At 39.6% G+C, this 12,157-nt stretch carries 12 protein-coding genes; 8 read left to right on the top strand and 4 right to left on the bottom strand.

Annotated elements, in window-relative coordinates; all coding sequences use genetic code 11:
- Positions 1-46: 46 nt before the first annotated feature.
- Entirely contained in the window at positions 47-697 is a 651-nt protein-coding gene (locus tag ACYVM0_RS12765) for a hypothetical protein (protein ID WP_460557626.1), read from the bottom strand.
- A 283-nt stretch (positions 698-980) separates the two neighbouring features.
- Between ACYVM0_RS12765 and ACYVM0_RS12760 the strand changes: the two genes are divergently transcribed.
- Together ACYVM0_RS12760 and ACYVM0_RS12755 are read left to right on the top strand one after the other, a co-directional pair.
- Positions 981-2,402, top strand: coding sequence for an FAD-binding oxidoreductase (locus ACYVM0_RS12760; RefSeq protein WP_460557624.1), 1,422 nt, complete (start codon positions 981-983; stop codon positions 2,400-2,402).
- A 74-nt stretch (positions 2,403-2,476) separates the two neighbouring features.
- On the top strand, positions 2,477-3,124 hold the full coding sequence (locus tag ACYVM0_RS12755; RefSeq protein ID WP_460557622.1) for a hypothetical protein: 648 nt from the start codon (positions 2,477-2,479) through the stop codon (positions 3,122-3,124).
- Here ACYVM0_RS12755 and ACYVM0_RS12750 read toward each other — a convergent pair.
- On the bottom strand, positions 3,121-3,657 hold the full coding sequence (locus tag ACYVM0_RS12750; RefSeq protein WP_460557620.1) for an LOG family protein: 537 nt from the start codon (positions 3,655-3,657) through the stop codon (positions 3,121-3,123). The genes ACYVM0_RS12755 and ACYVM0_RS12750 overlap by 4 nt on opposite strands.
- 68 nt (positions 3,658-3,725) lie before the next feature.
- Between ACYVM0_RS12750 and ACYVM0_RS12745 the strand changes: the two genes are divergently transcribed.
- The 6 genes from ACYVM0_RS12745 to ACYVM0_RS12720 all read left to right on the top strand — a co-directional run bounded on the left by ACYVM0_RS12745 (position 3,726) and on the right by ACYVM0_RS12720 (position 10,248).
- Positions 3,726-5,273: a sodium:solute symporter gene (locus ACYVM0_RS12745; protein ID WP_460557619.1), complete on the top strand. Its 1,548-nt coding sequence runs from the start codon at positions 3,726-3,728 to the stop codon at positions 5,271-5,273.
- Between the two features lie 48 nt (positions 5,274-5,321).
- Complete coding sequence (locus tag ACYVM0_RS12740) at positions 5,322-6,053, top strand: LOG family protein (protein WP_460557617.1); 732 nt, start codon at positions 5,322-5,324, stop codon at positions 6,051-6,053.
- Positions 6,053-6,691 carry an O-methyltransferase gene (locus ACYVM0_RS12735; RefSeq protein WP_460557616.1) on the top strand — a complete coding sequence of 213 codons (639 nt, stop codon included), beginning with the start codon at positions 6,053-6,055 and terminating at the stop codon, positions 6,689-6,691. Before ACYVM0_RS12740 ends, ACYVM0_RS12735 begins: the two co-directional genes overlap by 1 nt.
- A gap of 2 nt (positions 6,692-6,693) precedes the next feature.
- Positions 6,694-7,860, top strand: a complete 1,167-nt coding sequence (locus ACYVM0_RS12730; protein ID WP_460557614.1) for a glucosaminidase domain-containing protein — start codon at positions 6,694-6,696, stop codon at positions 7,858-7,860.
- 11 nt (positions 7,861-7,871) lie between these two features.
- Positions 7,872-8,414: a phosphoribosyltransferase gene (gene hpt / locus ACYVM0_RS12725; protein ID WP_460557611.1), complete on the top strand. Its 543-nt coding sequence runs from the start codon at positions 7,872-7,874 to the stop codon at positions 8,412-8,414.
- A gap of 88 nt (positions 8,415-8,502) precedes the next feature.
- Positions 8,503-10,248 carry a vWA domain-containing protein gene (locus ACYVM0_RS12720; protein WP_460557609.1) on the top strand — a complete coding sequence of 582 codons (1,746 nt, stop codon included), beginning with the start codon at positions 8,503-8,505 and terminating at the stop codon, positions 10,246-10,248.
- A 61-nt stretch (positions 10,249-10,309) separates the two neighbouring features.
- On the opposite strand, the gene dnaJ is transcribed toward ACYVM0_RS12720, so the two are convergent.
- Together dnaJ and ACYVM0_RS12710 are read right to left on the bottom strand one after the other, a co-directional pair.
- Positions 10,310-11,482, bottom strand: coding sequence for a molecular chaperone DnaJ (gene dnaJ / locus ACYVM0_RS12715; RefSeq protein WP_460557607.1), 1,173 nt, complete (start codon positions 11,480-11,482; stop codon positions 10,310-10,312).
- Between the two features lie 78 nt (positions 11,483-11,560).
- Complete coding sequence (locus ACYVM0_RS12710) at positions 11,561-12,112, bottom strand: nucleotide exchange factor GrpE (RefSeq protein ID WP_460557605.1); 552 nt, start codon at positions 12,110-12,112, stop codon at positions 11,561-11,563.
- Between the last annotated feature and the right edge of the window lie 45 nt (positions 12,113-12,157).

Here is a 12,157-nt window from a genome sequence, read left to right as displayed (position 1 = left end):
AAGCCCTGGAAATTTTCCAGGGCTTTGTAGTTTTTCCGGCGATGATTTAAACGGAAGCTGTTTGCTTTGCCTTCTTCAATTCCTCTTTGGTCTTTTCCAGTTCTTCTTTTACTTTTTCTAATTCTTTCTTCAGTTCGTCTTTATTGATATTTTTCATTTCCAGTTTCATATCCTGCAGCGATTCCTTAATTTCTTTATTGATCTTATCCACGTCAATTTCCTTCAATGCTTGCTGTATTTCTTTGTTGATGCTTTTCATGTCAATTTCTTTTATGGCATTATTTACATCTGCAGTAATTTTTGCGGCATCAATTTCTTTTAAAGAACTGTTTACATCTTCCATTATCTTTTTAGTGTCAATCTCTTTAAGGCTTTGTTGCACATCAGTCACAATTTTCTGCACATCAATTTCCTTTAAGGCTTTATTTACCTCAGCCGTAATCTGGCTCAGGTCGAGTTTTTTCATCTCTTCAGCAAATTGCTGCATCGATTTTTCAAATTCTTTCATAGAGGCGTCCAATTCGGCCTGGTTAATTTTTTTCTTGGGCTTGGTCGTGTCTTCATAAGTAGCATCTTGTGCGCCTAATCTTTGCGGCATAAGGGTAGAATCCTGGAAGGACATAGTTACAATCCCCAGTACTGCGGCTGCAGAAATACCCAGCAGCGTTTTTTTGTTTTTCAAAATAAATTGTTTCATGGCTTTACTTTTATTTGGTTAATGATTAAATACGAATAATTTCGTAACAAATATAGAGACCTATTTTAAATTTCACAATCAGTTAATAAAATTTAACATTTTAAAATGCTTTTGTTCTGTTTACGTATTAAACTATCGCTGCCCTAAACAGTCTTCATTTGCCATTCACCATTTGGTAATGAACAGGATATATTCAGTGCCTTATACCTATACTTAACAAACGTTTTACAACATCATTTTATCAACTCGCTATTTTATACGATTTTTACACAAATAATGTTACATGGTAGCGGAAGAAAAACAACGGGCGGTGATCAATGAATGTATTGCACAGTTTAAAAGCATTGTGGGAGCATCTTTTGTATTGGTGGACGAAGAGAGTTTAAGCAACTACGATCACGATGAAACAGAGAATCTTCATTTTTTGCCCGACGTAGTTATAAAACCCCGTACTGCAACTGAGATCAGCGCTATTATGCAGCTCTGTAATGCCAAAAAAATTCCTGTTACACCCCGTGGCGCAGGCACAGGTTTAGCCGGCGGTGCATTGCCGCATTTTGGTGGTGTATTAATTTCTATGGAACGAATGAATGCGATCCTTGACATTGATGAACGCAACCTGCAGGTAACCACCGAACCAGGCGTAATTACAGAAGTATTGCAAAATGCGGTAAAGGAAAAAGGATTATTCTACCCGCCTGATCCCAGCAGTCGCGGCAGCTGCTTTATTGGCGGTAATATCTCGGCCAACAGCGGTGGCCCAAAGGCTGTAAAATACGGCGTGGTAAAAGATTATGTGCTCAATTTAGAAGTGGTGTTACCTACAGGAGAGATCATCTGGACCGGGGCCAATGTGTTAAAGAATTCAACCGGTTATAATCTTACGCAATTAATTGTGGGGAGCGAAGGTACATTAGGCATTGTTACAAAAATTGTATTGAAATTATTGCCGCATCCTAAATATGACCTGCTAATGCTGGTGCCATTTAATAACCTGGAAAAAGCGGGAGAAGCAGTAAGTGCCATCTTTCGTGCAGGCTTTACCCCCAGTGCTTTGGAATTGGTTGAAATTGATGCATTGAAAATTGTAAGTAAAATGATGGATAGTGTAGCCGTTCCGGTTACTGACGATATTGCTGCACACCTGATCATTGAAGTAGATGGCAATCACCAGGAAACATTGATGAGTGAAATGGAGGCAATAGCAGAATTATTAACTGAGTTTGATTGCGGTGAAATATTTTTTGCTGACGATGCACAGCAAAAAGCTGAGTTGTGGAAATTGCGCCGCCGGGTTGCAGAAGCTGTAAAACTGGATGGCTATACCATTGAAGAAGATACCGTAGTGCCAAGAGCATCCCTTCCTGCGCTGATACATGGCGTAAAAGAACTGGGTAAACAATATAATTTTCATGCGGTGTGTTACGGACACGCAGGCGATGGTAACTTGCATGTACGCATAAAAAAAGAAGGGAGCATTTACAGTTTAAATAATCCTGAAATTATTCCATCTTTAAAAGCCATGTTTGCTTTAGTGAAATCTTTGGGTGGTACCATCAGCGGAGAGCATGGCATTGGTTTAATTCAGAAAGAATATATGGATATTGTTTTTGATAAAGCCAACCTTTCATTGATGAAAGGCATCAAAAAAGTATTTGATCCCAATAATATTTTAAACAGTGGAAAAATATTTGACATGGTCTGACGTCCACGTCTGACCATGTTGAATAAGAAATACTAAAACCTATTACCATATCTGGAAAACAATAAAAATTAAAAATGAAAAAGATAATTTTCGCAACCCTGTTATTAACTACAGTAATTGCAGTAAATGCCCAGGAAAAAGAAAAAGAAAAAGACGAAAAGCAAGGCGGTTTTAAAAAAGAAAATCTTTTTACCGGGGGAAGTTTAACTGCATCATTTTTCAGCGGGGGAACTGCATTGGGTATAAGCCCGTATTTTGGGTACAGCCTCAACAGGTTTATTGATGTTGCGGCTTCTGTTAACTTAAATTATACTACCCAGAGAGATTATAATGTCTATGGTGATAAAGTACGCCAGACAGTGTACGGCCCCGGGGCATTTATAAGATTGTACCCGGTAAAATTTCTTTATGCACAGGCGCAGTATGAACACAATTTTATAAAGTTTAAATATATTCCTGCATCAAACAGCGGCTATATTGGTTCCACCACAAAAATAGATGCCAATAGCTTACTTATTGGCGGTGGCTTTGCCAGCGGCAGGCAAGATGTTGGAGATGTCTATTATTATTTCTCTGTTTTGTGGGATGTATCAAAAGTGGCAGAGTCTCCTTATGTAGATGGACTGGGCAGGAATTTTCCTGTTGTACGGGCAGGTTTGCAAATTCCCTTATTCCAGGGCGGGAGAGACAGGGGGTATAGCAGCAGAAACAGGAGGTATTAAAGAAAGGGTTCTATTTCTTCAGGTACGGTAATAATCGTTATCCTGTCTTCAATAGCATCGTACAGAAAATTTTCCTGTTGCATTGTTTTTGCATGTGCAATAAGATGATCATAAAATCCTGCCGTATTAAGAATATAGATTTCTTTATTGTGGATACTTAATTGATTCCAGGTAAGCATTTCAAATAACTCATCCAGTGTGCCGAAGCCTCCTGGTAATATTATTGCAGCATCGCATTTTTCGTACAGCATTTTTTTTCTTACATGCATATCTTCAACCACAATTAATTCTGTTATGCCATGGTGGCTATGCTCCCTGTCTGTTAATAACTGCGGAATGATGCCGGTAACTTTTCCGCCTTTTTCTAAAACTGCATTAGCTACAGCTCCCATAATGCCTTTGTTGCCACCACCATAAATCAACCGTGTATTTTTTTTTGCCAGTATATAACCTAATTGTGCTGCATGATTTTCAAATAAAGGATTGTTGCCACTTTTACTGCCACAAAAAACTGCTACCGATGTAATTGCCATAAATTAATTAACTTGAATTTTATTGCAAGCTAATTATTTGAAATTAATAAATCATTATAAATTATTTTATGTCGCCTTTAGTATTGTTTTCATTTGTAATTGCCTATTTCGTAATCCTGTTGGGAGTGGCCTGGTATACCAGTAAGAACAGTACTAACGATACATTTTTCAGCGGCAATAAAAACAGCAACTGGATGCTGGTTGCCTTTGGCATGATTGGTACAAGCCTCAGTGGTGTAACTTTTGTGAGTGTTCCCGGTGCAGTAGGCGATTTTGGAGGCACGGGCTTTAAAGGTTTTGCGTACATGCAGGTGGCTATAGGCTATTTAATCGGATATGCTGTGGTGGCTTTTATCTTGCTGCCCTTGTACTATCGTTTAAACCTTACCTCAATTTATAATTATTTATTGCAGCGCTTTGGAGTGGTGGCCTATAAAACGGGGGCTTTGTTTTTTATTATCAGCCGCACTGTTGGCGCAACAGCAAGGTTATACCTGGTAGTGAATATCCTGCAAATATTTATTTTAGATAAACTGCATGTGCCTTTTTTAGTTACTACTGCGGTTATCTTATTGATGATTTTATTGTACACTTTTGAAGGAGGGGTAAAGACAATTGTATATACCGACACGCTGCAAACTTCTTTAATGGTTACCGGGTTGGTGGTTTGTGTGATTTTTATTTTAAGCCAGTTGCATTTATCCGGTGGCGAAGCTATCAGCGAAATAAGTAACCGGGGCTATTTTAATGTTTTTAATTATGATATCAACAGTAAAGGTTTTTTTCTGAAACAAATTGTTGGCGGGGCTTTTATTACCATTGCAATGACAGGGCTTGACCAGGAAATGATGCAGAAAAATATCAGTGTAAAACGCCTTGGCGATTCGCAAAAGAATATGATTACGATGAGTATTATTTTAGTGTGTGTATTGTTTTTATTCTTAGTTCTGGGCGGGCTGCTTTATTTATATACCACATCAAAAGGTGCGGCATACACCGAAGTAATGGTGAATGGCAAAATGGTGAAGCAATTGTTGCTTGACGGAAACAATATCTTAGGCGATAAGATCTTTCCTACAGTGGCCATGGAAATGTTACCTCCTGCAATCAGTGTGATGTTTATCATTGCATTGATCTCTGCATTATTCCCCAGTGCAGATGGCGCATTAACGGCACTTACCTCTTCTTTTTGCATCGATATATTGGGATTGCAACAACGAAACGACCTGGATGATAAAGGCAAAAAGAAATTACGTTTGACAGTTCATCTTACGTTTACCGTTATCTTTCTTATCTGCATCTGGATTTTTTATAAGATAGCTGATAACAGTATCATTGATAAAATACTGGACCTGGCCGGGTATACCTACGGCCCATTGCTGGGTTTATTTGCATTTGGAATTTTTACCAAAAGAAAACTGGCCAATACATTTTTAATTACAGCGGTCTGCCTGCTTTCACCTCTAATTTGTTACCTGCTGAATATGTATTCAACGGAACTGTTTGGCGCCTATAAAATAGGTATTGAAATGTTGCTGATCAACGGCATATTTACCTTTTTGGGCTTATTGTTAATTTCCAAAAAAGGAGATAACAAAGCAAATATTTTACTGTAACTTTACATAGTTAGTAAGTGCCATTCTGCAATTTTTAAAAATCGTAGAATGGCATTGTATTTATATCATCAAAACAAAAAAATGAACGGAACGATTAATGCATTGAAACAACGTAGCTGGAAAGAAAGCCAGGCGCACAGCAGCTGGCAGATATTTAAAATAATGGCGGAATTTGTGGATGGCTTTGAAGCACTGAGTAAGATAGGTCCCTGCATTTCTATATTTGGCAGTGCCAGAACAAAACCCGGCAATAAATATTATGAGCTGGCGGTAGAGATCAGTAAAAGACTTGCGGAAGAAGGTTTTGGTATCATCACCGGCGGCGGACCCGGTATAATGGAAGCCGCTAACAAAGGGGCGTCTATTGCAGGAGGAAAATCAGTTGGGTTAAATATTGACCTGCCATTTGAACAACATCCCAATCCTTTTATCGACAGGGATAAATCGCTGAACTTCGATTTTTTCTTTGTGCGCAAAGTAATGTTTGTAAAATATTCGCAAGGGTTCATTATGATGCCCGGTGGTTTTGGTACCATGGACGAATTTTTTGAAGTGGCTACCTTAATTCAAACCGGAAAATTTAAACAATCGCCTATGATATTAGTGGGTAAATCTTATTGGACCGGGTTGATCAACTGGATCAGGGAAACGATGGGAGAGGAAGAACATAATATCAATCCCGAAGACCTTAACCTGATTCATTTATTTGATACGGCTGATGAAGTAGTTGATTTTATGCTGGACTATTATAAAACCAAACCTTTAGCACCTAATTTTTAATGGAATTAGTGAATCATCTTACAGAAGCTTACGCAAAGCGGTTTTCATCACCACTGGATGTTGTATTACAGGAGGTGGAAGATTTTACTTTGCAAAATCATCCGCATGCGCATATGCTGAGCGGGCATGTGCAGGGGAAAGTACTGGAAATGATAAGCTGCATGATTGCCCCGCAGCGCATTCTGGAGATAGGTACTTTTACCGGTTTCAGCGCCTTATGCTTGGCAAAGGGTTTGCAGGCACAAGGCCGGTTGCATACAATAGAGTTACGGGAGGAAGATGCCGCCACTGCAAGGAAATATTTTAGCAAGGCAAGCGTTAATGATAAGGTAATATTACATGTAGGGGATGCCAGGCAAATCATTCCTGCTTTAAATGAAACATGGGACCTCGTTTTTATAGACGCAGACAAAGTGAGCTATATTGATTATTACGAATTAACTTTGCCTGCCGTAAAAAAGGGCGGTTTTATTCTGGCAGATAACGTGTTGTTTCACGGCGAAGTACTGCAGGCAGAAGTAAAAGGTAAAAATGCTAAAGCGATCCAGGCTTTTAATGAGCATGTGCAAAATGATAAACGGGTGGAAAAAGTTTTGCTCACCGTAAGAGACGGCTTATTGCTGATAAAAAAATTATAAGAATGAAGAGATTGTTGATTGTTGCGGTATTGTTTTTAAATGCTGTTATTGCAAGAGCACAGAATATTATTACACCAGAGCAATATATAGCGCTGTATAAAGATATTGCCATTAAAGAAATGAAACGGATGGGGGTGCCGGCGGCAATAACATTGGCACAGGGTATTTTAGAAACAGAAAGTGGCAACAGCGACCTGGTTAAAAAATCAAACAATCATTTTGGTATAAAATGTAAAGCCAACTGGACGGGTGCCAGCGTAACACATGATGACGATGCCGCAGGAGAATGTTTTCGTTTGTATAAAACAGCAGATGACAGTTACCGTGACCATAGTAACTTTTTAAGAGGCAGCGAACGTTATGGCTTTCTCTTTAAATTAGATGTAAGGGATTATAAAGGCTGGGCCTATGGCTTAAAGAAAGCCGGTTATGCAACCAACCCGGCTTATCCGCAAATTTTAATTAAACATATTGAACAATATAACCTGCAACAATACACGCTTCTGGCTGCAGACGAAGTGCCAAAATTAGATGCCGGTAAATACCAGGAAGGTGCGGATGACAAAGGTGCTACCGAAAAAATTGCTGATGATGCAAAAGTAGCTGACGAAGCAGGTATGCCTGATGTAAGCGATAAAGTGATTACGGTAAATGGCAGTAAATGTGTTTACGCCGGTAAAGGCACTTCATTGCTGGCGATAGCCACAAAAAATAACATTCCGCTCAGCAAAATGCTCAGCTTTAATGAGCTTTCTGAAGATGGAATGCTGATAAAAAATCAACATGTTTTTTTGGAAAAAAAATCCAAAACCGGCGAAACTGATTTTTATATTGCAAAAACCGGCGAATCATTGTACGATATTGCGCAAAAGAACGGGATACAATTACAATCCATGCTGGATTATAATAAATTCTGGGGCAACGAAGATATTCTTGCCGGTACAAAGATTTATTTAAAACCTAACCTTGCACCGGCAAGGCAGGCTATAGCACCTTCAATAAATACTGTAGTAACAACCGCCGGCACCAAAACACATATTGTAGCAGCTAAGGAAGGTTTGTATGGTATTGCTAAAAAGTACAACGTTACGGTTCAGCAGCTTAAAGAATGGAATAACCTGGATGGGGATGCTTTACACATTGGACAGGAATTGATCATTGCAAAATAAAAACATCTTACATGACTACTACTATTGAAGTAAACAATAAAAAATTTACTCCTTTTATAACTGCAGCGCAAATTGATGAACAGGTAAATATATTAGCGGCTGAGATCAACCGTGATTACGAAGGGAAACGTCCGCTGTTTATTGCGATCTTAAATGGCTCGTTTATGTTTGCTGCCGATCTTTTTAAAGCCGTTACTATTGAAGCAGAAATCTGTTTTATTAAACTGGCTTCCTATAAAGGCACTAAGTCAACAGGCAACGTAATCACTTCTATTGGCCTTGATGAACCTTTGAATGGCCGGCATGTGGTAATTGTGGAAGATATTGTAGATACAGGTAAAACGCTGAACGAGTTTCTGCCACAGCTTTTTAATCAGCAACCGGCCTCTTTAAAAATAGCCGCACTGTTGCACAAACCTGAGGCACTGGCGCATCCGGTTAAAATTGATTATCTTGGATTTAATGTTCCGAATAAGTTTTTGCTTGGCTATGGTCTTGATTTTGACGGATTAGGAAGGAATTTAAAGGAAATTTACCAGTTGGTGGAGGGATAGCAGGCAACATAAAGAGCTGAAAGACTGTCTTAACCAAAATAAATTAGTGCAATTAACCTTACCTGTGCTACAACGGTTGCTTCATATAATGTTGTTTACTGCATCTGCATTCATTGCAAATGCACAGTATTATATCCGGGGACAGGTAAAGAACGAAAAAGACCAGCCCCTGCAGAACGTTAAGATCGTTTTACAATCCAATCACCTGCTGTATTACTCAGGTGCAACTGGTGCGTTTGGAATTACCACCAAAACACTTAGCGATTCACTTTCCTTCAGCCTTGATGGCTACGAATCCAAAACCATAAAAATTAATGCGGATCAATGGCAGGATGTTAATTTAAAAACACTGCCCTCAAATGTAAACCGTAACCGGCCCAAGTTAATTTCAGTTACAAAAAATTTCAACCAAACTTCAAAATTTCATTGGTATGTAAATAACGAAACGTATTTCCAGCTGGTTGAAAATGAATATGTAAATGCAGAGAAATTTCCTAATACCGGGTTTTCCTTAAATGTAAATAAAGCGTCGTACAGCAATATCCGCAGGTTTATCAATATGGGCAGCACCGTGCCGCCTGATGCAGTGCGTACAGAAGAGTTGCTGAATTATTTTAACCTGCACCGCAGGGAGCCGGAAAATAATGAGGTATTTAAAATTGAATCACAACTTTCGGCCTGTCCATGGGATGAGGATAAACAATTGTTGTATTTAAATATCAATGCCAAAAAATTAGACCTTAATAAAATTCCCGCCAGCAATTTTGTTTTTTTAATTGATGTATCGGGCAGTATGGACATGCCTAATCGACTGCCTTTGCTGAAGGCTGCATTTCAATTATTTGTAAAAAATTTAAGGGCCATTGATACCATTTCAATTGTAACTTATGGCGGTACTGTTGGTATTCACCTGCAACCAACAAGCGGAGAGGAAAAAGAGAAAATCATCAAGTCAATCGAAGAACTGGAAGCCAGTGGTGATACTCCCGGCGAAGCGGCGATAATGACCGCCTATTCGCTTGCCGAACATACTTTTATTAAAGGCGGAAGTAACAGGGTGATACTGGCAACCGATGGCGATTTTAATGTTGGGCAAACATCGGAAAAAGCAATGGACGAACTGATCACCAAAGAAAGGCAATCAGGCGTTTTTCTCACCTGCCTTGGTGTTGGTATGGGAAATTTTAAAGACTCCAAATTAGAAACCCTGGCTAAAAGAGGTAATGGCAATTATGCTTATTTAGATGATATTAATGAAGCAGAAAAAGTTTTAGTAAAAGAGTTGACACAAACCTTTTATGCTGTTGCAGATGATGTGTATATGAATATGCAGTTTAATCCCAGATTGGTAAAGCAATACCGGCTGATTGGTTTTGATAATAAAAAAGATGCTGTGCAGGATAGCACAATTGATATGGAAGGTGGCGAAATAGGAAGTGGCAGCAGCGTATTGGCGATATTTGAAATTGTGCCACAGGATGAAAAATTATTTTCAGGAGATGTACTCGATAAAGATGGGGTAGCTAAGTTATCAATGCGATACAGTCTTTGCAATGATACCGCACATAAACTAATGGAATATATTTGCCCTGCTGTATTTACTGATTTTAAAAACCTGGATAATGAATTGCAGTTTGCAACAGCCGTAACCATGTTTGGCCTTAAAGTAAAACAATCTAAATATATTAAGGATGCCGACTGGCTGCAGATAGAAACGATTGCCACGGCCGCATATAACCAGAACGATTACCTGCAAACGGAATTCCTGCAAATTATAGATAAAGCCCAGAAAATTTATAAGGCAAAAAAAGGAAAGCGAAAGAAGGACGACTAGTGAATGGTCAATAAGAAATTGCAAAACTGTAATGTTTCATTCACCATTCACGTCTCATGCTCTAGCTGAACATCTCCCTCACTTTATCAAAAAATGATTTATCATTCTTATCAGGCTTAGGCACAAAGTTCTGGCTCTGCTGCATTTTCTCCAGCATTTGTTTTTCTTCTGCACTCACATGTTGTGGTGTCCATACATTTACCTGTATCAATTGATCGCCTTTTTCATAACTGTTTACGTTAGGAAAGCCTTTGCCTTTTAACCGGAAAATTTTACCGCTTTGAGTGCCTGGTGGAATTTTTATTTTAGCCCTTCCGTCAATGGTTGGTACTTCCACCTGCGTTCCAAAAACCGCATCGGGAATAGAAATGTGCAGGTCGAACGCAACATTTAATCCGTCTCTATGTAATTGCGGATGTGATTCTTCTTCAATCAATACAATCAGGTCGCCATTACTGCCACCGCGTTCACCTGCATTGCCCTTGCCACCCACGCTCAATTGCATGCCTTCCTGTACACCGGCCGGTATATCAATCGTTACTGTTTCTTCTCCGTATACTCTTCCTTCACCTTTACAGGCTGTACATTTGTTGGTTACCGTAGTGCCTTCGCCATTACAGGTGGGGCAGGTGGTTACGGTTTGCATCTGGCCCAAAAAAGTATTTTGTACACGACGCACCTGCCCGCTGCCACCGCAGGTACCACAGGTACTTACGCTGTTCTTATCCTTTGCACCGCTGCCGCTGCAGGTATTACAGGAAACATATTTTTTTACCTTGATCGTTTTGGTTGTACCCTTCGCTATCTCTTCGTAATTCAGTTTTATTTTTACCCTCAGGTTGCTGCCCCTGGTACCCCTGCTTCTGCCGCCGCCGCTTCTTCTGCCGCCACCGCCACCAAAGAAACTGCCAAACGGACTTTCGTCGCCAAAAATATCTCCAAACTGGCTGAAGATATCATCCATATTCATACCGGCGCCTCCGCCATATCCGCCACCACCACGGCCGGGGCTGAATGCCTGGTGGCCAAACCTGTCGTATTGCGCCCTCTTATCAGCATCACTTAAAATTTCATAAGCTTCTGCAGCCTCTTTAAATTTTTCTTCAGCGGCTTTATCTCCCGGGTTACGGTCGGGGTGAAATTGCATCGCCACTTTACGGTATGCTTTTTTTATCTCATCCTGCGATGCAGATTTGGAAACCCCTAGTATTTCGTAAAAATCTTTTTTAGACATAGTTTCTGGCTCTAAGCTTCTGGTGAATATAAAACTGCAAGCCATAGTGTTGTAACCCCGGGCTTGCAGCTTTCTTTTTTATTTTCCTACTACCACTTTTGCAAAGCGGATGATCTTATCATTTAAATAATACCCTTTTTCTACCTCATCTACCACTTTGCCTTTCATATCATCAGCTGCTGGTACTTCAGTAATGGCCTCGTGTTTTTCCACATCAAATTCGGTATTGATGCTTTGCATAGCTTTAAGGCCTTTGTTGGATAATGTGGTTCTTAGTTTACCAAACACCAAACCAATACCTTGCTTAATAGAAGCTACGTCTTCACTGTTCTGCATTTGCTTTTCGGCACGGTCGCAATCATCCATTATTTCCAGCATAGCAACAATAACATCTTTGCCAGCAGTTTGAATAAGTTCTATTCTTTCTTTGGCATTGCGTCTTTTAAAGTTATCAAACTCCGCAAAAAGGCGCAGGTATTTGTCTTTCTGCTCCTCCAGTTCAGCCTGTAACTTTTCTGTGGCATCTTCGGCACCTTCATTGCTTAAATGGGTGTTGCCGGGCACATCAGCATCGGCATTAATATTCATTTCCATATTGTCTTCGGGTGTAATAGCTTGTTTCTGATCCATACTTATTTAAAAAATTGGTTGCGAAGGTACAACAGTCAAACATTT

This window comes from Ferruginibacter profundus (genome assembly GCF_054783275.1).
The sequence above is the reverse complement of the archived record's forward strand: the minus strand, read 5'-3'. Positions and strand labels throughout refer to the sequence as shown.